Annotated in this window: 24 protein-coding genes; 11 read left to right on the forward strand and 13 right to left on the reverse strand. The window is 64.4% G+C overall.

Translation table 11 applies throughout. From position 1 onward, the window contains the following. Positions 1–25 precede the first annotated feature (25 nt). Genes GTP41_RS16835 through GTP41_RS16845 form a run of 3 tightly spaced genes read right to left on the reverse strand, consistent with a single transcriptional unit; the run spans position 26 to position 1,857 of the window. The gene (locus GTP41_RS16835) at positions 26–865 is read right to left on the reverse strand and encodes a dioxygenase family protein (protein ID WP_161026731.1); all 840 of its coding nucleotides are present in this window, start codon (positions 863–865) and stop codon (positions 26–28) included. A gap of 13 nt (positions 866–878) precedes the next feature. Then, complete coding sequence (locus GTP41_RS16840) at positions 879–1,421, reverse strand: hypothetical protein (protein WP_161026732.1); 543 nt, start codon at positions 1,419–1,421, stop codon at positions 879–881. After that, positions 1,411–1,857 carry a Spy/CpxP family protein refolding chaperone gene (locus GTP41_RS16845; protein ID WP_161026733.1) on the reverse strand — a complete coding sequence of 149 codons (447 nt, stop codon included), beginning with the start codon at positions 1,855–1,857 and terminating at the stop codon, positions 1,411–1,413. The genes GTP41_RS16840 and GTP41_RS16845 overlap by 11 nt, the downstream gene beginning before the upstream one ends. A gap of 127 nt (positions 1,858–1,984) precedes the next feature. Here GTP41_RS16845 and GTP41_RS16850 point away from each other — a divergent pair, with 127 nt between their 5' ends. Together GTP41_RS16850 and GTP41_RS16855 are read left to right on the forward strand one after the other, a co-directional pair. Beyond that, entirely contained in the window at positions 1,985–2,668 is a 684-nt protein-coding gene (locus GTP41_RS16850; protein ID WP_161026805.1) for a response regulator transcription factor, read from the forward strand. A 2-nt stretch (positions 2,669–2,670) separates the two neighbouring features. Continuing rightward, positions 2,671–4,200 (forward strand): HAMP domain-containing sensor histidine kinase, encoded by a 1,530-nt coding sequence (locus GTP41_RS16855; RefSeq protein ID WP_371867368.1) that lies wholly within the window; start codon positions 2,671–2,673, stop codon positions 4,198–4,200. Between the two features lie 4 nt (positions 4,201–4,204). Here GTP41_RS16855 and dcd read toward each other — a convergent pair whose 3' ends face one another. The 7 genes from dcd to GTP41_RS16890 form a co-directional block, all read right to left on the reverse strand. Further along, complete coding sequence (gene dcd, locus GTP41_RS16860) at positions 4,205–4,771, reverse strand: dCTP deaminase (RefSeq protein ID WP_161026734.1); 567 nt, start codon at positions 4,769–4,771, stop codon at positions 4,205–4,207. A 41-nt stretch (positions 4,772–4,812) separates the two neighbouring features. Beyond that, positions 4,813–5,673 (reverse strand): alpha/beta fold hydrolase, encoded by an 861-nt coding sequence (locus tag GTP41_RS16865; protein ID WP_161026735.1) that lies wholly within the window; start codon positions 5,671–5,673, stop codon positions 4,813–4,815. Positions 5,674–5,801: 128 nt separating this feature from the next. Then, complete coding sequence (locus tag GTP41_RS16870) at positions 5,802–8,261, reverse strand: DNA internalization-related competence protein ComEC/Rec2 (protein WP_161026736.1); 2,460 nt, start codon at positions 8,259–8,261, stop codon at positions 5,802–5,804. Between the two features lie 25 nt (positions 8,262–8,286). Next, a complete protein-coding gene (locus tag GTP41_RS16875) occupies positions 8,287–9,096 on the reverse strand; it encodes a TatD family hydrolase (RefSeq protein WP_161026737.1) in 810 nt (269 codons plus the stop codon). 11 nt (positions 9,097–9,107) lie between these two features. Continuing rightward, positions 9,108–9,785 carry a lipoprotein-releasing ABC transporter ATP-binding protein LolD gene (gene lolD, locus GTP41_RS16880; RefSeq protein WP_161026738.1) on the reverse strand — a complete coding sequence of 226 codons (678 nt, stop codon included), beginning with the start codon at positions 9,783–9,785 and terminating at the stop codon, positions 9,108–9,110. Then, on the reverse strand, positions 9,778–11,037 hold the full coding sequence (locus GTP41_RS16885) for a lipoprotein-releasing ABC transporter permease subunit (RefSeq protein WP_161026739.1): 1,260 nt from the start codon (positions 11,035–11,037) through the stop codon (positions 9,778–9,780). Before GTP41_RS16885 ends, lolD begins: the two co-directional genes overlap by 8 nt. Beyond that, positions 11,030–12,280, reverse strand: coding sequence for a lipoprotein-releasing ABC transporter permease subunit (locus GTP41_RS16890; protein ID WP_229502918.1), 1,251 nt, complete (start codon positions 12,278–12,280; stop codon positions 11,030–11,032). The genes GTP41_RS16885 and GTP41_RS16890 overlap by 8 nt, the downstream gene beginning before the upstream one ends. Positions 12,281–12,345: 65 nt before the next feature. On the opposite strand from GTP41_RS16890, the gene GTP41_RS16895 reads away from it, so the two are divergent. Together GTP41_RS16895 and recJ are read left to right on the forward strand one after the other, a co-directional pair. Next, the gene (locus tag GTP41_RS16895) at positions 12,346–13,338 is read left to right on the forward strand and encodes a hypothetical protein (protein WP_161026741.1); all 993 of its coding nucleotides are present in this window, start codon (positions 12,346–12,348) and stop codon (positions 13,336–13,338) included. Then, a complete protein-coding gene (recJ, locus tag GTP41_RS16900; RefSeq protein ID WP_161026742.1) occupies positions 13,335–15,029 on the forward strand; it encodes a single-stranded-DNA-specific exonuclease RecJ in 1,695 nt (564 codons plus the stop codon). The genes GTP41_RS16895 and recJ overlap by 4 nt, the downstream gene beginning before the upstream one ends. Here recJ and GTP41_RS16905 read toward each other — a convergent pair whose 3' ends face one another. Then, the gene (locus GTP41_RS16905) at positions 15,030–15,473 is read right to left on the reverse strand and encodes a YybH family protein (RefSeq protein ID WP_202419766.1); all 444 of its coding nucleotides are present in this window, start codon (positions 15,471–15,473) and stop codon (positions 15,030–15,032) included. A 250-nt stretch (positions 15,474–15,723) separates the two neighbouring features. Between GTP41_RS16905 and GTP41_RS16910 the strand changes: the two genes are divergently transcribed. The 3 genes from GTP41_RS16910 to GTP41_RS16920 are packed head-to-tail and all read left to right on the forward strand — an operon-like array spanning position 15,724 to position 17,178. Next, positions 15,724–16,161 (forward strand): MbcA/ParS/Xre antitoxin family protein, encoded by a 438-nt coding sequence (locus GTP41_RS16910; protein ID WP_161026743.1) that lies wholly within the window; start codon positions 15,724–15,726, stop codon positions 16,159–16,161. Then, positions 16,162–16,851: an RES family NAD+ phosphorylase gene (locus GTP41_RS16915; protein ID WP_161026744.1), complete on the forward strand. Its 690-nt coding sequence runs from the start codon at positions 16,162–16,164 to the stop codon at positions 16,849–16,851. Between the two features lie 6 nt (positions 16,852–16,857). After that, on the forward strand, positions 16,858–17,178 hold the full coding sequence (locus GTP41_RS16920; protein ID WP_161026745.1) for a DUF2288 domain-containing protein: 321 nt from the start codon (positions 16,858–16,860) through the stop codon (positions 17,176–17,178). A gap of 21 nt (positions 17,179–17,199) precedes the next feature. On the opposite strand, the gene GTP41_RS16925 is transcribed toward GTP41_RS16920, so the two are convergent. Then, the gene (locus tag GTP41_RS16925) at positions 17,200–19,230 is read right to left on the reverse strand and encodes a bifunctional 2',3'-cyclic-nucleotide 2'-phosphodiesterase/3'-nucleotidase (protein WP_161026746.1); all 2,031 of its coding nucleotides are present in this window, start codon (positions 19,228–19,230) and stop codon (positions 17,200–17,202) included. A 191-nt stretch (positions 19,231–19,421) separates the two neighbouring features. Between GTP41_RS16925 and prfB the strand changes: the two genes are divergently transcribed. The 4 genes from prfB to GTP41_RS16945 all read left to right on the forward strand — a co-directional run bounded on the left by prfB (position 19,422) and on the right by GTP41_RS16945 (position 23,351). After that, positions 19,422–20,526, forward strand: a protein-coding gene (prfB, locus tag GTP41_RS16930) for a peptide chain release factor 2 (protein WP_161026747.1) whose coding sequence is annotated in 2 segments (ribosomal slippage) — positions 19,422–19,502 and positions 19,504–20,526 — 1,104 coding nt in all. Because the reading frame shifts where the segments join, the coding sequence is not laid out codon by codon here. A 4-nt stretch (positions 20,527–20,530) separates the two neighbouring features. Beyond that, on the forward strand, positions 20,531–21,190 hold the full coding sequence (locus tag GTP41_RS16935; protein ID WP_161026748.1) for an HAD family hydrolase: 660 nt from the start codon (positions 20,531–20,533) through the stop codon (positions 21,188–21,190). A gap of 4 nt (positions 21,191–21,194) precedes the next feature. Next, positions 21,195–22,733 carry a lysine--tRNA ligase gene (gene lysS, locus GTP41_RS16940; protein WP_161026749.1) on the forward strand — a complete coding sequence of 513 codons (1,539 nt, stop codon included), beginning with the start codon at positions 21,195–21,197 and terminating at the stop codon, positions 22,731–22,733. Positions 22,734–22,775: 42 nt separating this feature from the next. Further along, positions 22,776–23,351, forward strand: coding sequence for a hypothetical protein (locus GTP41_RS16945; protein ID WP_161026750.1), 576 nt, complete (start codon positions 22,776–22,778; stop codon positions 23,349–23,351). Here the strand turns inward: GTP41_RS16945 and ppnN are convergent, their stop codons facing one another. Continuing rightward, positions 23,352–24,722, reverse strand: coding sequence for a nucleotide 5'-monophosphate nucleosidase PpnN (gene ppnN / locus GTP41_RS16950; RefSeq protein WP_161026751.1), 1,371 nt, complete (start codon positions 24,720–24,722; stop codon positions 23,352–23,354). Positions 24,723–24,958 lie beyond the last annotated feature (236 nt).

The raw sequence follows: 24,958 nt of genomic DNA on the forward strand, positions 1-24,958 counted from the left end.
CCGGGCCGCTAGCGGGATGGGAGGGTCAGGCTGCGACAGCGATGGTCAGGGTCGCGACGTAGCCGTCGGTGGCGTTGCCGCTCACGGCCGCCAGTTGCAGCGCATAGCCATCGCTGAAGATATTGTCGCTGGCGAAGCTGATGCGGGACAGGTTGCTGGCGGAGCTGGCGTAGCCCGCCGTGGCATAGGCTTCATTCATTGTCGCCAGCGGAAAGGTGAACTGGGAAGTCTTGATACGGTTGGCCGCGCTACTGCTTTGCGCCTGACTGCGAAAGACTTCGAAGTGGACGTGCGGCATGCGCCCGTCGTAGCAGCCAGGGAAGATGCTGGTGAAGGTCAGGTTGCCGTCGGCGTCGGCCGCCTGCACGCCGCGCAGGTAGTTCTGCTCTGTTACCCCTTGCGAGTACAGGGAGTAGCGGCCCTCGCGGTCGCAATGCCACAGGTACACCGTAAAGCTGCCAGCCGCGCCGCAACCGGCGTTGGCATTAACGATCTTCAGCTTGATCGTCAGCGGAATGCCGCCTGCGGTGCCGCTCGCGCCGTTGAAACTGCTGCGGATGTCGCTGCGCACCACGCCTACCTGCGTCAGTACGTTGACGATGCCGCCGGCGTTGCTGTTGGTGCCGTCGCCCGGATAGGGGCCGCCGGTTTCCTCGGGGATGACGGTGCAGCTGCCGCCAGTGCCCGTACTGGTGCCGCTGCCGGAGTCGGAGGCAACGGTGCTGTCGTCACCGCCTCCGCCGCAGCCGATCAGCGGCAGCGCTGCCGCGCCGGCCAGCAGCCAGCGCAGCGAGCGGCGGCGGCTGCCCGGCATATTCATCATCGCTTGCAGGTCCGCCGCCAGGCCATGGTCGTGGGTATCCATCTGGGTATCCTCCTCAGGCGCTGGTGTTGACGAGATTGCCGCTGCTGCCCGACTGCGGCAGCCGGGCGGCCAGCGTTTGCAGGAAACCGGCCAGCTTACCCTGCGCAGCGCTGCTGTCGGCGCCCAGAGCCTCCAGCAGGGACGAGAAGGACGTTTCGAGCGAACCCGCCTCCCCGCCCTCCGACTCGCCCTGCAGCGAGGCCGCCAGGCTTTGCAAGTCCTCCGCCAGGCGCCCCGGGCCGCTGGCGCCGTCCTGCGCACCGCCCAGCCTGAACGCACCTTCGGCTTGCGCGCCCTTCGCCTCGCCCTGGCTATGCAGGGACGCCATCAGCTCCTGCAGGAAGTTGCCCAGCGCGGAAGCCGCGCCTTCCTTATCCTCGGCAGCGACATCGGTCACGCCCAGCGACTCCAGCGCCTGCCCGATAGCGTTGACGAAACCGCCACCGCCCGGGGGCTGGCCAGCGGGTGGTGGCGCTGGCGGCGCCTGGCGGGTCTTGTCGGCGCCGTTCGCCGAGACCTGGCTGGCAAAGCTGCTGCTGATCGCATTAACGTTCATGGAAAGCTCCACCACGGTGCGGGCGCGCCTTGCGTTCTTCCAGCTGCTTGCGTTGTTCTGGTGTCAACAGTGCCAGCACCTTCTGGTGCGTGCGCACGCGCGCCAGTGTGATGTTGGCTTGCGCCTGTGCTGCGGCCTGCGCCAGTTTGACGGCAGCGGCATCGTCGAACTTGTCCGCGCTACGCATATCGTGCAAGGCATCCATCGCCTTCTCATGGGCACGCCGCTGCTCGCGCAGGTAAGGCTCCTGGCCGTGCATCAGCTGGAACAGCTTGTCCTCCTGACTATCCGACAGGTCAAGGCCGCGCAGGAAGTGCGGCCCCGGGCCCCGCTCCCCGCGCTCGCCCATTGGCGGCATGCGCTCTGCGGCCATGCTGGCCAGCGGCAGCGCAAGAACGGCGGCCAGCAGCATTGGAATGTATTTGCTCTTTTTCATGTCTATCCTCTATCGATGGATGGGAGACTCCATTCTCTGGCGGCGGCTTGTAAAGCGCGGTAAGTGGCAGGTAAAACCGTGTAAAGAAGCGGTAAAGCGGCAGGGCCGGTTTGTTATCATGGGCGCCATGAACAAGGTCTTGTTAATTGACGACGACGTCGAGCTGGTCGGCATGTTCCAGGAATACCTGGAGCAGGAGGGCTTCGAAGTCAGCACCGCCCACGATGGCGAAACCGGCGCCGCCTCGGCGTTGACCGGCCTGTATGCCATTGCCATCCTTGATGTGATGATGCCGCGCATGAACGGCCTGGAAACCCTGCGCCGCATCCGCGCCGTCAGCCGCATGCCGATCCTGATGCTGACCGCGCGCGGCGACGACACCGACCGCATCGTCGGCCTGGAGCTGGGCGCTGACGACTACGTAACCAAGCCCTGCACGCCGCGCGAGCTGACCGCCCGCATCCGCGCCATCCTGCGCCGTACCCACGCCGTGGCGGATACAGGCGTCGGCCCGCTGGTGGTGGGTCAGCTCTCCATGTGGCCGGAGCAGCGCCGCGCCGCCTGGGCCGGCGTGCCGCTGGACCTGACCAGCACCGAATTCAACCTGCTGGAGGTGTTGGCGCGCAACGCTGGCAAACCGGTCAGCAAAAACGTCCTGTCCGAACAAGGACTGGGGCGCCCCATGGCGCGCTTCGACCGCAATATCGACGTCCATATGAGCAGCCTGCGCCACAAGCTGGGCACCATTGCCGATGGCCGTTCCTGCCTGCAGACCGTGTACCGCCTGGGCTACCAGTTGATCCGGGAGTAAGCGTGGGTCGCCTGTTCTGGAAGTTCTTCTTCTCCATCCTGCTGGCCCAGGTCGCGGCGACGGCGGCCATCGGGGGCGCCATCTGGCTGCGCAGCCGCGCCGCCGCCGAGGCCCGCCCATCCGATATCGAGACCGGCCCGCCGGCGGAAATGGCCATCGAATCGGCCGCCGCCACCCTCGCCTTCGGCGGCACCGACGGCTTGCGCCAGCTGCTGGAGAACATGCCGCGCCACCGTGTGTTTGCCGTGAGCGACGACGGCAAGGAGCTGCTGGGCCGCATCACCAGCCCGGCCATGCTGGCCGAAGCGCAGAAGATGCTGTCCAGTTCCGACCCGCGCGGGGTGCGCCACGTGAGCGCACCGGACGGCAAGCGCTTCATGCTGTTCCTGCCCTCGCGCCGCCATCAGGGCGGCATGGATATGCCGGACTCGCGCGCCTTGCTGGCCGGTTCCGGCATTCCCGGTCTGGACCCACGCGCCTACCGCCGGCCTGCGGCGGCTGCAGCGTCTGCCGCCGCCCCATTGCCGGCACCGCAAGCCGGCGCCATGCCGCCCCCCGGCCCTGAAATCGGCCCGGGCCAGGGCCGTGCCGAACGTGGCAGCCCGGGCGGCCCGCCGCCGCGCTTCCGCCCCCTCACGCCCTTCATCCCGATCGCCGCCGCCGTCCTGGCCAGCCTGCTGTTTGCCGCCCTGCTGGCGTGGTACTTCGCGCGCCCGATCCGCGCCCTGCGCCAGGCCTTCGACGCCGCAGCCTCCGGCGACCTGGAGCCCCGCTTCGGCGGCAAGCCCGGCGCCGGTGGCGACGAGCTCACTACCCTCGGCCGCGACTTCGACCGCATGACCGCGCGCCTGCGCGCCCTGCTCGACGGCCAGAAAAACCTGCTGCACGATGTGTCGCACGAGCTGCGCTCGCCGCTGGCGCGCCTGCAAGCCGCCATCGGCCTGGCTCACCAGCAGCCGGAAAAAGCCGCTGCCTCCATGGAACGCATCGAACGGGAAAGCGTCAGGATGGACAAGCTGGTGGGCGAGCTGCTCACCCTCTCGCGCCTGGAGGCCGGCGCATTCGACGCGCCGCGAGAAGAGTTCAGCGCCGCCGAACTGCTGGAAGAGATCCTGCAGGACGCCAGCTTCGAAGCCGCCAGCAGCGGACGCGAGGTCGAAGCCCGCCTGGACGGCGACGCCCGCATCATGGGCCAGCCGGAACTGCTGGCGCGCGCCATTGAGAACGTGGTGCGCAACGCCATCAAGCACAGCCCGCAAGGCGGCAAGGTGGAAGTGGAATCGTCGCTGGACGGCGCATTCCTGCGCGTGCGGGTGCTGGACAGCGGCCCGGGCGTGGCGCAAGAGGACCTGGGGAAGATTTTCCAGCCCTTCTACCGCAGCAGCAACGCGGCCAAGGACGTGGATGGGCATGGACTGGGCCTGGCAATCGCCCAGCAAGTGGTGCAGCAGCACGGCGGCCGCATTGCCGCCGCCAATCGTGCCGGCGGCGGGCTTTGTGTGGAGCTCACGCTCCCGCTACTGAAAACCTGAGGGCTTAGGCCTTAGGCAGGGTCACGCCGTGCTGGCCCTGGTACTTGCCGTTACGGTCTTTGTACGACACTTCGCACACTTCATCGCTCTCGAAGAACAGCACCTGGGCGCAGCCCTCGCCGGCGTAAATCTTGGCTGGCAGCGGGGTGGTGTTGGAAAATTCCAGGGTCACATAGCCTTCCCACTCAGGTTCGAACGGGGTCACGTTGACGATGATGCCGCAACGCGCATAGGTCGATTTGCCCAGGCAGACGGTCAGCACATTGCGCGGAATGCGGAAGTACTCGATGGTGCGGGCCAGCGCGAAGGAGTTCGGCGGGATGATGCAGACATCGCTCTTCACGTCCACGAAGGAGTTGGAGTCGAAGTTCTTGGGATCGACGATGGTGCTGTTAATGTTGGTGAAGACCTTGAACTCGTCGGCGCAGCGGATATCGTAGCCGTACGACGAAGTGCCGTAGGAAATCACTTTGCGGCCATCCACGGAACGCACCTGGCCTGGCTCGTAAGGCTCGATCATGCTGTGCTGCTCCGCCATGCGGCGAATCCATTTGTCGCTTTTAATCGTCATCGCTGGGACTTTCTAGTTTAATTAATTGTGCGAATTTTACATTAGGCGCGCAGTCGCTGGGGCTCTGCGGTGGGCACGGCGCCCGGCGCCGGCGTGGTATGCAGCGCGTCGCCCAGCATCTGGCGGATCAGGTCGCGCGTCAGTTCGGCAGCCTGGCGCGGCATCTCCATCGGGAACAGGTGAGAACCGCGCATCATGCGGAAGTTCCGCCCCACCAGCTTGCGCGTGTGCTCCAGGCCCGCCTGGCGGTTTTCTTCAGAGTTGTCGCCCGCCACATAGGCCACCGGCACCGGGAACTGGCCCTTTACCAGGTCGCCAATGTGGTGCGGCAAAGTACGGTAGATGGCGGTTTCAGCCTCGCGCGTAAAGCGCAATTGCACGCCTTCCGGGTGTTCGACCAGGCCGTGTTCCAGGTAATCCTGCAGCACGCCGGGCGCCCAGGCGCCGAAAATTTCCTTGCTGGCGAAATGGCGCATCGCTTCCTTATGGCCGGGCCATACATTGCGGCGCTTGGCCGAGAAGCGCGCCGGCGAATAACGGTCCGCCAGCCGTGTGCCTTTGAACAGGCGCCATACGGTGGCGCGCCAGCCAGCCACCACGGGGGAATCCAGCATCACGACGCAGCGCGCCAGGTCCGGCCGCCGGGCTGCCGCCATCAGGCTAAGCATGCCACCCAGGGAGTGGCCGACCAGGATGACCGGCTCGCTGTAGCGCGCCTCCAGCTCGGCGACCAGTTCTTCCACCAGCTTGGCCCAGCCGTCTTCCACCGGGAATTCGGGATTATGGCCGTGCATGTCCAGCGCCTGCACTTCAAAGTCCCTGCCCAGGTATTCGAAGAATTGGCGATAGGTCCCCGAGGGATAGCTGTTCGCATGTGCGAAATGAACTTTCGGTTTCGTCATCAACTTATTCTAGAAGCTACGGCAACAAACGTTTTGTACAAAGCTTCTAATTATCGCTCAGGTTTTCATGTCGTGCCAGTCGGGCGTTCTTGCGCCGGCGATAATGCTCAAAAGACAACGCCGCTCGCTCAGCGGCCATACCAGTAGCGTGGGTGCTGCTGCCGATAGGCTTCCAGGGTCACGCCGGGGCCTATTTCCAGGCTCACGGCGCCCGCTTCATCGGTGCGCCAGATGCCGGCGCCCATGGCGCGGTAGCGTTCCAGCACGTCGGCACGCGGGTGGCGGTAGCGGTTGCGGTAGCCAAGCTGGAAGATGGCATGGCGCGGCTGCACAGCGTTCAGGAACCCGGGCGTGGACGACGTGCCGCTGCCGTGGTGCGGCACGAGCAGGATCTCCGCCGGCAGCTTTTCCGGCACGGCGGCGAGCAATTGCGCTTCCTGCGCGGCTTCGATATCGGCCGGCAGCAGGATGCTGCGGCCGGCCGCCGTGATGCGCAGGGTGCAGCCGCGCGCGTTGGGCTTCAGCGCGGGGTCGTCATGGCTGGCCAGCGTTGGATGCAGCATCTCGAACTGCACGCCATCCCACTCCCACGCCTGGCCGGCGATGCATTGCTGGTGCCGGACGGCGGCTTCAGTGATGGGATGCCCCGGCGGCAGTGAGGACATGAGCTTTGCCGTCCTTGTATCGCGCAAGACCGCCAGCGCGCCGCCAGAGTGGTCGCTGTCGCTGTGGCTGACGACCATGACGTCCAGCGCCGTGATGCCGCGCGCCCGCAGGTATGGCAGGACAACGCGGTTGCCGCCGTTCGCTTCCGGCGTGTAGGTCGGGCCGCTGTCGTACAGCAGGCGGTGGGTCGCCGTTTCCACGAGGAGGGCCATGCCCTGCCCCACGTCGAAGGCGATCACGCGCGCAGTGCCTGGCGGCGGGCTGACCGGAGACGCCGCCAGCAGCGGCAGCCAGCAGGCAAGGCCCAGCCAGCGCATCGGCCAGCCGCGCGGCGCCAGCATCCATACGGTGCCGGCCAGGGCGAAGGCGAAAGTGGGCCAATCCGGGGCCGGCGCGGACCACACGGCCAGCGGCTGCGCCGAGAGCCATTGCAGCATGTCCAGCAGAAGCTCCAGTATCCAGTGCGCGCAACGCAGCACGGGCCCTGCCAGCACCGCCGGCAGGACGCTTCCCAGCAGCGCCAGTGGCGTAACCAGCAGGCTGATGACGGGAATGGCGATCGCGTTCGCCAAGGGGCTGACGATGGAGACCTGCGAGAAAAGCAATATCGTCAGCGGCACCAGCCCTGCGGTCACCGCAAACTGCGTGACTGCCGCGAGCCGTAAATTCGCCAACTGCCGCGCGCGCCACGCGCGTGCCGGGTGCGGCTCCGGCGCTGCGCGGCTCGCGCCCTTGGGCACCCGCACATGCCCCATCCGGCCAACCGTTGCGTAAAGAATGACCGCCACCGCGCCGAACGAGAGCCAGAACCCCGGCCACATCACGGCCCAGGGATCGAGCAGCACCACCACGCCGGCGGCCAGGGCCAGCACATGCGAGATGGCCGCCAGACGGTCCAGCCACATGGCAGCGGCGACGACCGCCAGCATGTACAGGGTGCGCTGCGCCGGCACGCCGAAGCCAGCCAGCGCCACATACATCCAGGCCGCCAGCAGCCCGGCCAGCACGGCGACGCGCGGCGCTGGCAGGCGCAAAGGCAATTGCCATGCCGGCATGAAGAAGGATTTCCGCCATAGCCAACCGGCCAGCCACGCCACCAGCCCGGCGATCATGGTGATGTGCAGGCCGGAGATCGAGACCAGGTGGGCGATGCCGGTGCGGCTGAAGACTTGCCAGTCCTGCTGTGAAATACCGCGCTGGTCGCCCATGGCCAGCGCGGCGATCACGCCGGCATAGCGGCGCTCCTGCAAAGCGTCGGCGATATGCTCGCGGATCGCAAAGCGCGCGCGCTCCACCGCATTGTGCGCGGACGGCGCGAAGGCTGACAGGCGCTCATTCGGCCCCTCGGGACGCACATAGCCCGTGGCGCGTATGCCTTGCTCCAGCAGCCAGAGCTCGTAATCGAAACCGTGGGGGTTGGCATTGCCGTGCGGCCGCTGCAAGCGCACCTTGAGCCGCCAGCGCTCGCCCGGCAGCAGCTGCGGCGGGGGCGACAGGGCGCCAGTGCGGCCCGCGTACCAGGACAGCACGATGCGCGGCGGCACCGCGGCAGGCGATTCCACGGCGAAGTTGAAGCGGGTGCTGCCTTCCTGCCGGCTGGGCAGGCTGTCAATGGTGCCGACGATGTCGATATCGCGGCCTTCATCGGCCTTGGCCAAGTCCTGGGCAAGCGCGCCCTGCGCCACATGGGCGCTCCAGGCAAAACCGAGCAGTGCGCCGGCAAGCCCAGCCAGCGCAGCGCGCAGCAGCACCAAGATGGCCCCCGGCATCCTGGCCCCGCCCCGGCGCCGCAGCAGCGCGCCGGCCAGGACGGAAAACAGAGCACCGAGAACGCAGGCCAGCAGCGCCTCGCCGTCCGGCAGGCTGGCCTGCCTGTGCAGCCACGCCGCACCGCCCACCAGGCCGAGGATTGCGCAGCGCATCTCCCCTCCCCGGCTGGCTGGCCGCTCAGGCGGCCATCAAGGCCCGCAAGCGCGGCATCACATCCAAAGCGTTCGTGGTGGTGGCCTTGGCGACGCAAGGCGCGCCATCGCCGCGCAGTTCAGCCAGCGCCGCGCCGATGTTCGCCACTTCGGCCGGCGTATTCACGCCCGGGTGCACCCAGGACGGCGCAATATCCGGCGCGTCCGTCTCCACCACAATGGCCGACAGCGGCAGCTCCGCCGCCAGGCGACGAATCTGCAAAGCCCGGGTGAACGTCAGGTTGCCGCCAAAGCCCAGCTTAAAGCCGGCATCGATATAGGCCTGCGCCTGCTGGAAGCTGCCGTTGAAGGCGTGGGCAATGCCGCCCGCCGGCCCGATCTGGCGCACATGTTTCAGCACCTGGTCCTGCGATTTGCGCACGTGGCAAAGCACTGGCAGCCCGAAATCGCGCGCGATGCGGAGCTGTTCGCGCAAAAAGAACACCTGCTTCTCCCGCATCTCCGGCTCGCACAGCATGGGAATGAAGAAATCCAGCCCGATCTCGCCGATCGCTACAAAACGAGGATCGGCCATCGCCTCGGCCACCGCCTCGCGCATGAAGGCCAGGTCGTCCTCCACCGCATGCGGCACATAAATCGGATGGATGCCCAGCGCATACGAGGCATTTGGCGCCTTGTGCGCCAGCTCGCGCACAATCGGGAAATTGGCGCGGTCGACGGCGGGAATCACCACCATGCCCACGCCGCGCTCCTGCGCCTGGGCCGCCAGCGCCAGCGAGTCGGCCTGGTCGCCGAATTCATGGGCGTCGAGGTGGCAATGGGTATCGATCCACATAATGGTCCCCGTCAAGCGGGATTCAAGCCTTCGTCGGTCAGGCGCAGCATGCGGTCGCAGCGGCGCGCCAGCTCCGGATCGTGGGTCACGATCACGAAGGCCGTGCCCAGGGTGCGCGACAGTTCCAGCATCAGGTCGAACACCTGCTCGGCCGTCGAATGATCGAGGTTACCGGTTGGCTCGTCGGCCAGTACGCAGGAGGGCTGCGTCACCAGGGCGCGCGCCAGGGCCACGCGCTGGCGTTCGCCGCCGGACAGCTCGCCGGGCACGTGCGTCACGCGTTTGGCCAGCCCCACGCGGGCCAGCATTTCCTGCGCCTTTTGCTCGGCCTCGGCGCGCTTCATGCGGCGGATCAGCAGCGGCATGGCCACATTGTCCAGTGCCGAGAACTCCGGCAGCAGGTGGTGGAACTGGTAGACGAAGCCCAGCTCCCGGTTGCGCAGCTCGCCGCGCGCGGTCTCGTTCAGGGAGGCGAAATCGTCGCCCTTCAGTACCACATTGCCGGTGCTGGGCGTATCCAGCCCGCCCAGCAAATGCAGCAGGGTCGATTTGCCGGAGCCGGAGGCGCCGACGATCGCCACGCGCTCGCCGCGCTGCACCGACAGGTCGATTTTTTCCAGCACCTTGACGACATACGCGCCCTGGGTGAAGGTTTTGCCGAGATTCCGGCAGCTCAGTACATCACTCATAGCGCAGCGCCTCCGCAGGTTTGACATTGGCAGCCCAGCGGCTCGGATACAGGGTCGCGGCAAACGCCAGCAGCACGGCCACTGCGCCGATCACGCCCACGTCGGACCAATGCATGTCCGACGGCACGGTGCTGATTGTGTAAAGATCCTTCGACAAGAACTGCACTCCCAAGAGGTTTTCAATAAATGGAACAATGACATCAATATTCAGCGACACCAGCACCCCGCCGCCCACGCCCAGCGCTGCGCCCAGCAGGCCGACCAGCGCGCCCTGGATCATGAAGATCTTCTGGATCGAGCGCGGCGATGCGCCAATGGTGCGCAGGATGGCGATATCAGCCTGCTTGTCCGTCACCGTCATGACCAGGGTCGAGACCAGGTTGAAAGCCGCCACCGCAACGATCAGCGCCAGCACCACAAACATCATGCGTTTCTCAGTTTGCACCGCCGCAAACCAGTTCGCATTGAGTTTTGACCAATCCCGTACAGTCAGTGACGTCGGCACCAGTTTTTGCAGCTCCTGCGCCACTTCCGGCGCGCGATGCATATCGGCCAGGCGCAGGCGCAAGCCGGCCGGGCCTTCCAGACGCAGCAGCTTTTGCGCGTCTTCTATATGGACAAATGCCATGCCGGCATCGAACTCCGGATGGCCCGCCACGAACACGCCTGCCACCGTGAAATTGCGCATGCGCGGCACAATGCCAGCCGGGGTCACGGTCCCTTGCGGCAGCACCATGGTCACCTTATCACCCAGGTTCACCTGCAAGGCGCGCGCCAGGTCGATGCCCAGCACAATGCGGAACTCGCCCGGCTGCAGCTCGTTGAAGCTGCCGTAGCGCGTGGTGCGCGCCAGGTCGGACACGTTCGGCTCCTGCGACGGCAGCACGCCGCGCACCACGGCGGGACGCAAAGCCTCGCCGCCGCGCGACAGCATGGCCTGGGCCTGCACGAACGGCGCCACGCCCGTCACCTCGGGATTGGTTTGCAGGCGCTGCGCCAGTCCTTGCCAATCCGGCAAGCTGGAGCCGCGTTCAAACACTTCCACGTGGGCCAGCACCGACAGCATGCGGCCCGTCACGTCCTTGCGGAAGCCGTTCATCACCGACAGGATGATGATCATGGCCCCCACGCCCAGCGCAATGCCGCTGACCGAAATCAGTGAAATAAAGGAGATAAAGCTATTGCGGCCGCTGCGTTTGCCCGCGCGGGTATAGCGCAGGCCGACCAGCCATTCAAATGGAAGATTATTCATAACGCAGGGCCTCCGCAGGTTTAACGCGGGCAGCCCACCAGCTTGGGTACAGCGTCGAAACAAGTGCCAGCAGCACCGACGTGGCGCCGATGGCGGCGACATCGCTCCAGCGCAGGTCGGACGGCACGGCACTAATGAAATAGATATCCTTGGACAGGAACTTCATGCCGAACATGCTTTCAATCGCCGGCACGATCACGCCCACGTTCATGGCCAGCACCACGCCCGCCGCCACGCCGATCATCGTGCCGAGCACGCCGACCAGCGCGCCCTGCACCACAAAAATCTTCATGATCGAGAACGGCGAAGCGCCCAGCGTGCGCAGGATGGCGATATCGGCCTGTTTGTCGGTCACCGTCATCACCAGCGTGGCCACCAGGTTGAAGGCCGCCACCGCGATGATCAGCGTGAGGATAATGAACATCATGCTCTTTTGCGACTTGACCACCGCCAGCCAGCCGGCATTCTGCTTGGTCCAGTCGCGCACCACCAGTTGGCCCGGCAGCGCAGCACGCAGCTCATTGGCCACGGCGGGGGCTTGCTGCATGTCCTGCAGGCGCAGGCGCAGGGCGAACGGTCCGCTCATGTTCAGCAGCGGCAGGCCGTCTTCCATATGCACCAGCGCCAGGCCGGAATCGAATTCGTTGTGGCCCACCTCGAAAATGCCGGCCACGGTGAAGGAGCGCAAGGTCGGTGCCATATTCGACAGCGAATTCCCCTGCGACAGGGCGAGCGCCACACGGTCGCCCACTTTGGCCTCCAGCTCGCGCGCCAATTCGGCGCCCAGGATGATGTTGAAGGCGCCCGGCTTCAGCACGTCCAGGCTGCCCTCCTTGATCTGCTCGCCGATATCGGAAACTTTTGGTTCCTCCTCCGGCAGGATGCCGCGCACCACGGACGGGCGCAGCTTGTCGCCGCCATGCACCAGCATGCCCTGCATCTCGACGAACGGCGCCGCGCCCTTCACCTGCGGGTTGCGGGCAGCGCCGGCGGCAGCCGTGCGCCAGTCGGCAAAGCCGGTGCCGCCCACGTCATAGACCTCCACGTGCCCCAGGACCGACACCATGCGCTCGGTCACCACCTTCTGGAAGCCGTTGTAGACGGACAGCACGACAATCAGCGCGGTAACGCCAAGCGCGATACCCGCCATCGAAATCGCCGAGATAAAGGAAATGAAACTATTGCGCCCATTGCGCCGGCCAGCGCGGGTGTAGCGCAGGCCTACCAGCCATTCAAACGGCATTTTTATCAATTTGACACAGTAAAACCCGCAGTTTGCCATATAAAGAGATTCCACTACAATGCCGCATGGCTTCCACGACCGTCGTAATCCCCTTTGCTTTGCCGCCCGCCGAACTGGCGCCGGAGCTGTCCCGCAACCTGCAGGCCCCAGCCCTGGCGGCTTTACTGTCCCGTAACAGCGTATTAAAAAAACATGCTGGCGCGGAGGATAGCCGCGTGCTGCCGCACGAATCCTGGCTGGCCAATGCCGCCGGTGCGCCGCTGGCGGCGGCGGTCATGCGCGGATTCGCGCTGGAACCGGCGCAGGGCCACTGGTTTATCGTCCACCCGGTGCATATCCAGCTCGCCCGCAACCACCTGGTCCTGGCCGACACACGCCGCCTGCAGCTGGCCGAAGCCGATGCGCGGGTGCTGTTCGACCTGGCCAAGCCATTTTTCGATGAACTGGTCTGGGGCGACGCGAACACCTGGTTCATGCGCGCCGATAGCTGGCAAGGGCTGGATACCGCCTCGCCCGATGCGGCCATGGGCAGCAACCTGGCCGACTGGATGCCCGCCGGCCCGACCGCGCTGGGCTTCAAAAAGCTGCAGAACGAAATCCAGATGCTCTGGCACGAGCACCCGGTGAACGAGGCGCGCCAGCAGCGCGGCCTGGCGCCGGTGAATTCATTCTGGATGTGGGGTGGCGGCCCGGCTCAGGCCAATGGCAGCAGCACACCGCGCCTCGCCGTGGCGGCTTCCGGCGCGGCCCCGGTTCCCGGCTGGTTGCAGGCCCTGGCCACGCCCGGCGCCAAAGCCGCACCCGGGGAATCCGGCGTCATCGTCCTGCCGCAGCTGATTCCCGCCGCCGCCGGCAATGACTGGGGCGCCTGGCTGGGCGCCATCCAGCAGCTCGAACAGGAATGGTTCGCCCCCCTGCTGGCCGCCCTGCAAGACGGCAGCACCAGCGAACTGACCCTGGTCCTGACCCATCGCGAGGGCTGGAAAGAAATCCGCGCCACCAAAGCCGCCTTACGCAAATTCTGGCGCGCGCAAACCCTGAAGAACCTCACGCAATGACCCGCATCGCCATCCGCCCCTGCCCGCAGCGCGAAACCGACACCCTGCTGCAGGGCGGCATCCACCCCGTGCTGGCGCGCCTGTTCGCTGCGCGCGGCCTGAGCGATCCGGGCGAGCTGTCGAGCGAACTGGCCGCCCTGATGCAGCCATCCGGCCTGCTTCACATTGACCAAGCCGCCGTATTCCTGGCCGACTCCATCGCCGCCGGCAAGCGCATGTGCATCGTGGCCGACTACGACTGCGACGGCGCCACCGCCTGCGCCACCGCGCTACGCGGCCTGCGCGCCCTCGGCGCCAAGGTCGATTTCATCGTCCCCAACCGCTTCGAATACGGCTACGGCCTGACGCCGGAGATCGTGGAACTGACCGCGCGCGAAAAGGCGCCGGACATCATTATCACCGTCGACAACGGCATTGCCAGCATCGAAGGCGTGGAAGAGGCCAAGCGGCGCGGTATCGACGTGGTGGTGACCGACCACCACCTTCCCGGCGACGCCCTGCCCGACGCGCGCGTGATCGTCAACCCGAACCAACCCGCATGCGGCTTCCCGTCCAAGCACCTGGCCGGCGTGGGCGTAGTGTTTTACGTCCTGCTGGCCCTGCGCGCGGAAATGCGGCGGCGCGGCCTGTTCGACGCCCAGACCCAGCCCAAGCTGGATTCCCTGCTCGACCTGGTGGCCCTGGGCACCGTGGCCGACGTGGTGCGGCTCGACACCAATAACCGCATCCTGGTGGCGCAAGGGCTAAAACGCATGCGCGCCGGCCGCATGCACCCCGGCGTGGCCGCCCTGTTCCGCGTTTCCGGCCGCGCCGCGCGCACCGCCTCGCCGTTCGACCTGGGCTTCGCCCTCGGCCCGCGCCTGAACGCCGCCGGCCGCCTGGAAGACATGTCGCTCGGTATCGAATGCCTGGTCACGGACGATGAAGACCGCGCCTGGGAACTGGCGCAGCAACTGAACGACATCAACCTGAAACGGCGCGAAATCGAAGCGGAAATGCAGGATGCAGCCCTGCTGCACCTGGACGACTTCCAGCCCGCCGACCGCACCACGATCTGCGTGTTCGACGAAAGCTGGCACCAGGGCGTAATCGGCATCGTCGCCTCGCGCCTGAAAGAACGCTTCTACCGCCCGACCATCACGTTTGCGCCTGCGGGCGACGGCATGATCAAGGGTTCCGGGCGCTCCATTCCAGGCTTCCACCTGCGCGACGCGCTGGACCTGGTTTCAAAACGCGCGCCGGGCGTAATCGATAAGTTCGGCGGCCACGCCATGGCGGCGGGCCTGAGCCTGCGCGCCGAGGCTTTCGAGCATTTCTGCGCCGCGTTTGAAGCGATCGGCCAGTCCTGGCTCACCGAATCGCAGCTGGAACGCGTGGTGGAGACCGACGGCCCGCTGGAAGATGGCTGCTACACCACCCAATTCATCGAACTGCTCGACGGCCAGGTCTGGGGCCAGGGCTTTGCGCCGCCGGTCTTCTGCGACGAATTCCGCGTGCTGAGCCAGCGCATCCTGAAAGACCGCCACCTGAAGCTGATGCTGGAAAAGAACGGCGTGCGCTATGACGCGATCTGGTTCGGCCACACCGATGCGCTGGGCGAACGCGCGCGCGTCGCTTTCCGACTGGATGCCAACGAGTACAACGGCGTCACCCGCGTGCAGCTGCTGGTGGAGCACGCCGAGTCGGCGTAATTACTTCTTACAGTCGCAAACACGCTCGCCCTTGTCGAACACGATGCGCCATTTTCCCGGCGCTTCCAGGCGCCAGACGGAATTGAAACGGCTGGTGATCTTGCCTTGCGGGTCGCGCACCGGCCCCGAGGAATGCGCCAGGGTGCCCGAGTCCAGCACTTCGACCGCATCCGGCTCCCAGCTAAAAGGCGCTTCCGGCTTTTCGTAGAAGGCTTTCCACTCCGCCGCCACGGCATCCTTACCACGGAAGGTCTTCGGGCCGTGGATGAAAACCGCCTCGTCGGCCAGGAAGGAAGCAAAAGCCTGGTGGTCGCGCTTGGCCATGCTGGCCGCAAAGGCGCGCTCGGTATCGGCCACCTGCTGTTGCAACTCCGCGTTGCCGGGCGCCGCCAATGTACTGCCGCAACCGATAGCCAATGCCAGGATGACTGCTTGTTTCATCATGCCTCCCGTTGAATGTGGTGGCCAATACTAGCAAAGCCGGTAGTGCAAGTCATCCCGCGCGCCGCTCGTGGGCGACGCCAGCAACAGGGCATCGCGTCCCAAATGCGGCCCTGAGCCAAACAAAGCCCTCGAAGATGACGTGGTGCAATATTGATCCCAGGCATTGGCGGCGGTTTTCATCACGGGCGAATAGAACGCACTTGAAAGTTATTCGGAAGTGGAGTATAAAGAATCCAGAAACGGAGGAAATATGATTCCCGCCTTTGCCTACCCCAACAGCGAATACGCCATTCCCCAACCGGTTGACCTGAGCCGCAAGGAAGAGCGCGAACGCCTGTCGAAAGCCGCCCTCAAGGGCTTTTTCAAGCTGGCTGAAGCCTGGAAGCTGCGCGACGACGACGCGCGCGAACTGCTTGGCGGCCTGTCCAGCAGCGCCTTCTACGAGTGGAAAAAACATCCCGACCGGGTGCTGGAAGTCGATCGCATCACGCGCATTTCCTACCTGCTCGGCATCTACAAATCGCTGCACATCATTTACGGCGACAAGCTGGCCGATGAATGGATCAGCCTTGCCAACCGCAACAGCATTTTTGGCGGCCGCACGCCCCTGGACTATATCCAGGCCGGCGGCATCCTCGCCATGCAAACGGTGCGCCAGTTGCTCGACGCCCGTCGCGGAGGCCTGTAATTGCCGCCATTTCGCCTGCTGCGCCAATTCGACACTGTGCGCCTGATCCCCTCGCGCTTTGTCGACAAAGAAGATTCCGTGCTGTCCGCCCTGGCCGATAACGACGCCGAGCTGCGGCAGCTATTTGAACTGGATAACGCCACCAACGCCCGCCTGCGCGCCGAACATGGCGGCGCCCTCGGCATCGGCATTGAAGAACTGGTGTACTACGTTCCCAACTACCGCAGCATCAATGCCGCCTTCACTTACGCCCGCCCGCAGGGCAGCCGTTTCAACGACGGCCAGCGTGGCGCCTGGTATTGCGCCTTCGAGCACGCCACCGCCCTGGCCGAGGTGATCTTCCACAAGACCGTGGAATACGCCGAAATTGACCGTTTTGACGATACGGTGAGCTACCAGGCCTTGCTGTCCGACTTCAGCGCCCAGTTCCACGATATTTACGGACTGCCCGAGTACGAAGCCTGCCTCGATCCCGACAGCTACGTCGCCTCGCAGCGCCTCGCGCGCGAACTGCTGGCCGAAGGCTCGACCGGCATCATTTACCCCAGCGTGCGCCGTCCGGGCGGCACCAACCTGGCCTGCTTCCGCCCCGCGCTGGTGGGCAATGTTCGCAAAGGGCCGGCCTATCGGTTAACATGGCGGGGTAGCCCGGCGGCCATCGTCGAGCAGATTCCACCGATTCAAGAGTAAAGAAAAATGCAGCTGAAACCCGAAAAAGACGCGGAGCTCCGCGCCAAAGTCAACCGCGAAACCGCCCGCATCCCATGGAGCGAACTGCTCAAGCACTTCGCCCAGGGCAATGTGATCTGGGTGGCCGATGAACTGGACCTGGTGGACGTCGCCGTGCGCATCGCCCACGACGACAAGGCCAGCATCTCGGCCTGGATGACGGCTGGGCAAGTCGCCAAGGCCTCCGATGCGCAATGCCAGCAATGGATTGCCGAAGACGCCAACCTGTGGGCCAGCGTCGTCAGCCCGTTTATTCTCGTCCAGCAGGAGAAGCGCAAGCCGCATTAAGACCTGGCAGCCGTCGGATGGTTACCTATCCAGGGCAAACTGATACAGCGAGTATCCCTTCCCCGACCCATCGTCCGCTTTATACAGCGACACGCCAACCATACCCGCCTCCTGCGCCAGCGCCAGCTTGCCCGGTGCGGAGCGGAACACCACGGGGCCGCGCGTTTTCACCGGGACGAAGCTCCAGCTGCGCGCCGAGCCGTTTGCCGTGCGGCTGATGCGCTTGACCGTTTTCAGGTAGTCGATCAGCACCGCGCGGTTATTGTCCGGCGAGGCGAAAATGGTCTTGCTGCCATCCAGCCCCGGAAAGCCGCCGCCACCACTGGCGCGGAAGTTGTTCGTCGCCACAATGAACTCCTGTTCGGCGCGCACCGGCTGCCCGCGCCATGAAAGGCCTTTGATGCGCTGACCAACGGGCTGGGTCACGTCGATCTGGTAACGTACGTCGGCGTCGGTCAGCATATCGAAGTTAAAGCCGGGGAAGCCGGCGTTCACCAGCTCCTGCGGCTCGCTGCGCGCAGGGTCGATCTGGTTGAAACGCCCGGCGGCGCACTCCAGCCACGCTTTCAGCCCCGCGCCATCGACCTTCACCGCATGCAGGTCGTTTGGGTAAAGGTACAGGTCGGCCGCGTTATTCAGGGCCATGCTGCCCGCCGCCACGTCGGTGTAATCGGCCACGCCGGCGGCGCCGGTTTTGAACGGTGCGGAGACGGACAGCACCGGCAGCGCGGCATATTGCGGCAGGTTGGCCTGCACATGACGCCGCACATAGTCGGCCTGCGCCTGGTTCACCACCTGGATCGCCGACACGTCGCCCACATCGGCGAAATAGGCGGACATGCGGAAGTCCGTTTCGCCCACCGGCGTTTTGACATAAGCGATGGTCGCCTCGTGCTCGGCCTTCACCAGCGCGGCAATTGCCGGGTCGGGCTCCACGAAGCTGCGGTCCGAGCGTTGGATGCTGCGCGTTTCGACGCGCGCCGCGCCGGCATCGGCCACCCAGCGCTGGCCGTCGTGGCGCAGCGCCAGCTGGATGATCCCCAGATGCTTGCCCCAAAGGCCAGGCATCACGGTCGGCACGCCATGCACCCGGCCTTGCGCCTTGTCCACGCCAGGCAGGTTAAAACTGGCCGCCTTGCTGGCGGCGTTCGGGAACACATCGTGCGAATGGCCGAGCAGCAGCGCGTCGATGCCCGCCACCTGCGCCAGGTGCCAGCTGCCGTTCTCCATGGCCGGCGTATAGCCCGCCCCATCCAGCCCGCCGTGCGAGATCGCCACGATGACTTCCGCCCCGCGTGCCTGCATTTCGGGGATGTAGCGTTGCGCCGTCTCGCGCCAGCCTTCCGTGCGAATGCGCCCGTCCAGCCAGCGCTTGTCCCACCCCATGATAGCGGGCGTGGTAAAGCCGATGATCCCCACCTTGACCACGGCCTGCGCCGGCTTGCCGTCCGGGCCGGTGATCGTCACCTGCTTGTCCAATATGCGATAAGGCTCGAACAGCGGCTTGCCATCGCGCGCGCTGACCACGTTCGCCAGCACGATCGGGAAAGCCGGTCCGGCGCATGGCTGGCTGCGCGATGGCGTGCCCTCCACACCGAAGCGGCTGCCCGTCACCTGGCCAAGGAAGCCCAGGCCCCAGTTGAATTCATGGTTACCGACGGAACCGCCTTCATAGCCCAGCGTATTCATCGCCTTATGGATCGCCAGCGGCTGCCCACAGCCCACCGGCGCCACCAGTGCCTGGTAATCGCCCAGGGCCGTGCCCTGGATGGTGTCGCCATTGTCCAGCAACAGCGTGTTGGCAAACTCCTTGCGCGCCTGGCGGATCAGGGTCGCGGTGCGTTCCAGGCCGAGCGAGGTGTCGGGCGCCAGCTTGTAGTAGTCGTAGCCCAGCACATTCGCGTGCAAATCCGTCGTTTCCAGCACTGCAAGCGAAGCGCGGGCGCCGGCCAGCGCGGATGGCGACGGCGGCATACTGCTGCAAGCAGCGAGAAAAATGGCGGGAGCAACAAGAAGGACGCGCATGGGGTTTTCCATGGTTAAAAACCGCATTGTCGCAAATTGCGGGCGTTCTATCATCCTTGCCATTTCGGCATCGCCGAGCAAGCATGTGGCGACCGCTATTGCAGAATAAGCAACATCAGGGCGAAAGGTGGCGTGCTTAACCCCGACTTCGCTCCCGCGCCAAGCCCCAGACGGGGTATAATTCCCGGTTTGATTTCACTTAAAGAAACCTGGAAACCATGGAAGCTGAACGCATCAATTCCCTCGCCAACCTGCTCGCGGACCTGACTACCCGCGAAGCCGAACTTCGGAGGTATCTTTGACTTCGATAAGAAGTCGGAGAAACTGGAACAACTGAACGCCGAACTCGAAGATCCGGCCGTTTGGAATGACCCGAAAAAAGCCCAGGACATGGGCCGTGAGAAAAAAGCCCTCGAAGGTGTCGTGCTCACCCTGCAAAAGGCGCAGAGCGACCTGAGCGACATGAACGAACTGTTCGCGATGGGCAAGGAAGAAGGCGACGACGACACGCTCGAAGCCGTGATGGCGGACACCGCGGAAATCCAGAAGATCATCGAACAGATGGAATTCCGCCGTATGTTCAGCAACCCGATGGACCCGAACAACTGCTTCATCGACATCCAGGCCGGCGCCGGCGGCACCGAAGCCCAGGACTGGGCGTCCATGCTGCTGCGCCAATACCTGCGCTATTGCGACCGCAAGGGCTTCAAGGCCGAAGTGCTGGAAGAATCCGAGGGCGAAGTTGCTGGTATCAAGACCGCGACCTTGAAAGTGGAAGGCGAATACGCCTATGGCCACCTGCGTACCGAAACCGGCGTACACCGCCTGGTGCGCAAGTCGCCGTTCGACTCCTCGGGCGGCCGCCACACCTCGTTCGTGTCGCTGTTCGTGTACCCGGAAGTGGATGATTCGATCGAGATCGAGATCAACCCGGCCGACCTGCGCATCGACACCTACCGTGCATCCGGCGCCGGCGGCCAGCATATTAACAAGACCGACTCCGCGGTGCGTATTACGCACGGCCCGTCCGGTATTGTGGTGCAGTGCCAGAACGACCGTTCCCAGCACCGCAACAAGGCCGAGGCGATGGACATGCTGAAGGCCAAGCTGTACGAACTGGAACTGCGCAAGCGCATGAGCGAGCAGCAGTCGCTGGAAGACTCCAAGACGGATGTGGGCTGGGGCCACCAGATCCGCTCCTACGTGCTGGATCAGTCCCGCATCAAGGACCTGCGCACCGGCTTCGAAACCGGCAACACCGGCAAAGTGCTGGACGGCGACCTGGACGAATTCATTTCCGCGTCCCTGAAGCAAGGCATCTAAGCGTATGACGCAGCGCGCCTTCATCTTCGACATGGACGGCACCATCGTCGACAACATGGGTTACCACACCCGCTCCTGGCTGGAGTTCTTCAGCCGGCGCGGCCATGCTGTCGACGAAGCGGCGTTCTTTGCCGCCACTGCCGGCCGCACCGGCCACGAGATCATGCGCCAGTACCTGGGAGAAGGCTTGGCGCACGAGGAAGTGACCGCCCTGATCGGCGAGAAGGAAGTGCTGTACCGCGAAATCTACGCGCCCCACCTGCGCGCCGTCGAGGGCTTTGGCGCCCTTGTGGGCGCAGCGCAGGCTGCCGGCATCAAGCTGGCAGTCGGCACCGCCGCCCCGCCCTGCAACGTGGACTTCACCTTGGATGGGCTAGGCGTGCGCCAGCAGTTCGACACCGTCGTCGGCGCCGCCGACGTCAAACGCGGCAAGCCGGAACCGGACGTGTTCCTGCTGGCCGCCGAACGCTGCGGCGCCGATCCGGCGCACTGCATCGTGTTCGAGGACGCGCCTTTGGGCGTGGAGGCAGCGCGCCGAGCCGGCATGCGCTGCGTCGTCCTGACAACCACTTTGCCTGCTGAAGCGTTTAGTACCTTCGACAATGTGATTTGCATTGCACGCGACTTCAGCGAAATCGATATTAATCATCTGACCAACCACTAAAACCATGACTACGGAAAACCAAGTGCAAGACCAGGCGCCAGGCCAGGACGACAACAAAATCATCGCCGAGCGCCGCGCCAAGCTGGCCGCCATCCGCGAGAAACAGAGCGTCGCCTTCCCTAACGACTTCCGCCCCCAGCACAAGGCAGCCGACCTGCACGTTCAGTACGGCGAGAAAACCCGTGAAGAACTGGAAGCCGCACCGGTCACCGTCGTCATCGCCGGCCGCATGATGCTGCGCCGCGAAGCCGGTAAAAAAGCCGCTTTCGCCACCCTGCAGGACGCCTCCGGCCAGAAAGCGGACGGCCGCATCCAGATCTACGTGACCGTGGACACCACCGGCGAAGAAGCCATGGAAGCCTTCCGTGGCTGGGACCTGGGCGACATCCTGGGCGTGACCGGCACCCTGTTCAAGACCAAAACCGACGAACTGACCGTTAAAGTCAGCGAAGTGAAACTGATCACCAAGGCCCTGCGCCCGCTGCCGGACAAATTCCACGGCCTGGCCGACCAGGAAACCAAGTACCGCCAGCGCTACGTCGACCTGATCACCAGCGAAGAGACCCGCCGCACCTTCAAGGCGCGCACCGCCGCGATCTCGTCGATCCGCCGCTTCATGGAAGCCAACGAGTTCATGGAAGTCGAGACCCCGATGCTGCACCCGATCCCGGGCGGCGCGGCGGCCAAGCCTTTCATCACCCACCACAACGCGCTGGACATGCAGATGTACATGCGTATCGCGCCTGAACTGTACCTGAAGCGTCTGGTGGTGGGCGGTTTCGACCGCGTGTTCGAGATCAACCGCAACTTCCGTAATGAAGGCGTATCGGTCCGCCACAATCCAGAATTCACCATGATGGAGTTCTATGCGGCCTACACCGACTACGAATGGATCATGGACTTCACCGAGAAAGTGATCCGCCAGGCTGCCATCGACGCCAAGGGCACTGCCGTGCTGACCTACGGCGGCCGTGAGCTGGACCTGTCCAAGCCATTCCAGCGCCTGACCATCTGCGGCGCCATCAACAAGTACGCTCCAGGCTACACCGAAGCGCAGCTGAACGACATGGACTTCCTGAAAGCCGAGCTGCTGAAGTTCGGCGTGAAGCCGTTCGCCACCTCCGGCTTGGGCGCGCTGCAACTGGCGCTGTTTGAAGAAACCGCCGAGGCGCAGCTGTGGGAACCGACCTTCATCATCGACTACCCGATCGAAGTGTCGCCGCTGGCGCGCGCCTCCGACACCCGCGAAGGCATCACCGAGCGCTTCGAGCTGTTCATGGTCGGCCGCGAGATCGCCAACGGCTTCTCCGAGCTGAACGATGCGGAAGACCAGTCGGCCCGCTTCCTGTCCCAGATGAAGGCCAAGGAAGCCGGCGATGATGAGGCGATGTACTACGACGCCGACTTCATCCGCGCGCTGGAATACGGCATGCCACCAGCCGGCGGCTGCGGCATCGGCATCGACCGCCTGATGATGCTGCTGACCGACTCGCCGAACATCCGTGACGTCCTGCTCTTCCCGCACCTGCGTAAAGAAGACTAAATAAATGGGGTACGTCCCCATTTTTCCTACGCCCGCGCTTGCTTGAACTTTCTGCAAGCGCGGCGCATCATGGGGCTCATGAACGCTCCCGAGCCCTCTCTTGCCGAACGCGTCTCGCGCCTGGAAATCCAGGTTGCCAGCATGCACGCCGAGCTTAAAGGTCTGATCGAGACTTCGGTCGCTGAGCTGAAGGGCATGCTTGCCGCGCTATCCGCGCGCATTGACGCGCAGAATATGCGTCTCGATGATCAGTCCCGCCGTCTCGACGAACATGCGCGCTGCATGGACTCGCTCGAAGCCTACATGCGCAAAATGAACGCCACCATCGTCATTACCGGCATCAGCATTGCGGTGAGTGTCATCCTCGGCGTCGGCGCCATCAATTCCTCGTTAGTTTCCGGTATGACGGCCGCCTTCCAGGCTGGCGACGGCAGCGCGCGCTGGCGTGCCAATGTGGAGCGCGATGTTGGCGAGCTGAAAAGGAATTTCGCGGAAATGGATGCCCGCCAGCGCCGCGACAGCACGGCCATCGAGCAACAAGGGCAAGAGCTGCGTGAAATCAGGAAACTGCTCGAGCGCCGCATGGCAACGCAGCAGCCCGAGCCAGCAAAACGCTGATTACTGGATCACGCGATAGCAAGGCGTGTAAGCCTTGCCCGCCAGCTTCATGCGGCTGTGCGCCACAAAGGACGCCAGCAGCGCATCCATCGGCCCCATGATCTCCTTGTCGCCATGGATCTCGAAGTGGCCGTACTTCTCGATGATCCGGATGCCCTCCTCCTTCACATTCCCCGCCACCACGCCCGAAAACGCCCGACGCAGGTTGGCCGCCAGCACATGCACCGGCTGGTTCTTGTGCAGACTCAGGTTGCGCATATTCTCGTGGGTCGGCGCGAACGGGCGCTGGAACTCTTCGTCGATCTTCAGCGCCCAATTGAAGTAGTACGCATCCGAACGCGATTTGCGGTATTCGCGCACCTGCTTCATCCCCTCCTGCATCTCCTGCGCCACCAGCTCCGGATCATCCACGATGATCTTGTAACGTTTCTGCGCCTCCGCCCCCAGGGTCTGGCCGATGAACTCATTGATCTGCACAAAGTACTCGCGCGCCGTTTCGGGCCCGGTGAAGATCAGCGGATACGGAATATCCGCATTCTCCGGATGCAGCAGGATGCCGAGGATGTACAGAATTTCCTCCGCCGTCCCCGCGCCGCCCGGGAACACGCAAATGCCGTGACCGGTGCGCACGAACGCCTCCAGGCGCTTTTCGATATCCGGCATGATCACCAGGTCGTTCACGATCGGGTTCGGCGACTCCGCCGCAATGATGCCAGGCTCCGTGATGCCCAGGTAGCGGCCACCGGTGAAGCGCTGCTTGGCGTGACCGATGGTGGCGCCCTTCATCGGCCCCTTCATCGCGCCCGGGCCGCAACCGGTGCAGATATCCAGCCCGCGCAGGCCAAGCTGGTAACCCACCTCTTTAGAATAGTTATATTCAGCGCGGTTGATCGAATGCCCGCCCCAGCACACCACCAGGTTCGGGTTCAACTGCGGCTTCAGCACATTGGCGTTGCGCAGGATATGGAACACCGCATCGGTAATCCCCTCGCTGCGCGACAGGTCGAACTTGGGATTGCCCGTCACCTCATTATTAACAAAGACAATATCGCGCAGCACCGCAAACAGGTGCTCGTGGATACCCTTGATCATCTTGCCGTCCACGAAAGCGATGGCCGGCGCACCCTTGATTTCCAGCTTGATCCCGCGCTCGCGCTGCAGGATGTTGATGTCAAAAGACTGGAAGCGATCCAGCAATTCCTTTCCATCGTCGATTGTGCTGCCGCAATTGAGCACCGCCAGGGCGCAGTTGCGGAACATGTTATATAGGCCGCCCTTGCCGGAATCCAGCAATTGCACCACCTCCGATTTGGACAGGACTTCCAGCCTGCCTTCCGGAGCAATGAGGGTATCGACAACGTTGCTGTCCATGATACAAAAATCCTTCTATAAACTTTTGGGGGGACCTGCACCTTCAATATACGCCTATGCAGTAACGATTCACAGACGCAAGCTTGGCAAACTTACCACAATGCTGCTTAGCAGCACGCGAATTTGCACTGGAAACCCTTACCTTAGATTACAATTCGGCTTTTTTTGACCAGGAGACACCGCATGGGCGGTCCTACCACGCAAACTACTGAGGCTCATATCCCTGAATTCAGGCA

The sequence above is a fragment of the Pseudoduganella guangdongensis genome (assembly GCF_009857475.1).
Classification (GTDB): Bacteria; Pseudomonadota; Gammaproteobacteria; order Burkholderiales; family Burkholderiaceae_D; genus Rugamonas; species Rugamonas guangdongensis.

Excerpts from the sequence above, each read along its gene's own strand:
- GTP41_RS16890 (WP_229502918.1), bottom strand. The coding sequence starts at position 12,280 with ATGCCGTTTGAATGGCTGGTAGGCCTGCGCTACACCCGCGCTGGCCGG.
- lysS (WP_161026749.1), top strand. The coding sequence starts at position 21,195 with ATGACTACGGAAAACCAAGTGCAAGACCAGGCGCCAGGCCAGGACGAC.
- ppnN (WP_161026751.1), bottom strand. The coding sequence starts at position 24,722 with ATGGACAGCAACGTTGTCGATACCCTCATTGCTCCGGAAGGCAGGCTG.
- GTP41_RS16875 (WP_161026737.1), bottom strand. The coding sequence starts at position 9,096 with ATGTGGATCGATACCCATTGCCACCTCGACGCCCATGAATTCGGCGAC.
- GTP41_RS16885 (WP_161026739.1), bottom strand. The coding sequence starts at position 11,037 with ATGAATAATCTTCCATTTGAATGGCTGGTCGGCCTGCGCTATACCCGC.
- dcd (WP_161026734.1), bottom strand. The coding sequence starts at position 4,771 with ATGACGATTAAAAGCGACAAATGGATTCGCCGCATGGCGGAGCAGCAC.
- GTP41_RS16835 (WP_161026731.1), bottom strand. The coding sequence starts at position 865 with ATGGATACCCACGACCATGGCCTGGCGGCGGACCTGCAAGCGATGATG.
- GTP41_RS16845 (WP_161026733.1), bottom strand. The coding sequence starts at position 1,857 with ATGAAAAAGAGCAAATACATTCCAATGCTGCTGGCCGCCGTTCTTGCG.
- GTP41_RS16895 (WP_161026741.1), top strand. The coding sequence starts at position 12,346 with ATGGCTTCCACGACCGTCGTAATCCCCTTTGCTTTGCCGCCCGCCGAA.
- lolD (WP_161026738.1), bottom strand. The coding sequence starts at position 9,785 with ATGAGTGATGTACTGAGCTGCCGGAATCTCGGCAAAACCTTCACCCAG.
- GTP41_RS16910 (WP_161026743.1), top strand. The coding sequence starts at position 15,724 with ATGATTCCCGCCTTTGCCTACCCCAACAGCGAATACGCCATTCCCCAA.
- GTP41_RS16905 (WP_202419766.1), bottom strand. The coding sequence starts at position 15,473 with ATGATGAAACAAGCAGTCATCCTGGCATTGGCTATCGGTTGCGGCAGT.
- GTP41_RS16925 (WP_161026746.1), bottom strand. The coding sequence starts at position 19,230 with ATGCGGTTTTTAACCATGGAAAACCCCATGCGCGTCCTTCTTGTTGCT.
- GTP41_RS16920 (WP_161026745.1), top strand. The coding sequence starts at position 16,858 with ATGCAGCTGAAACCCGAAAAAGACGCGGAGCTCCGCGCCAAAGTCAAC.
- GTP41_RS16840 (WP_161026732.1), bottom strand. The coding sequence starts at position 1,421 with ATGAACGTTAATGCGATCAGCAGCAGCTTTGCCAGCCAGGTCTCGGCG.
- GTP41_RS16850 (WP_161026805.1), top strand. The coding sequence starts at position 1,985 with ATGAACAAGGTCTTGTTAATTGACGACGACGTCGAGCTGGTCGGCATG.
- GTP41_RS16870 (WP_161026736.1), bottom strand. The coding sequence starts at position 8,261 with ATGCGCTGCGCAATCCTCGGCCTGGTGGGCGGTGCGGCGTGGCTGCAC.
- GTP41_RS16865 (WP_161026735.1), bottom strand. The coding sequence starts at position 5,673 with ATGACGAAACCGAAAGTTCATTTCGCACATGCGAACAGCTATCCCTCG.
- recJ (WP_161026742.1), top strand. The coding sequence starts at position 13,335 with ATGACCCGCATCGCCATCCGCCCCTGCCCGCAGCGCGAAACCGACACC.
- GTP41_RS16935 (WP_161026748.1), top strand. The coding sequence starts at position 20,531 with ATGACGCAGCGCGCCTTCATCTTCGACATGGACGGCACCATCGTCGAC.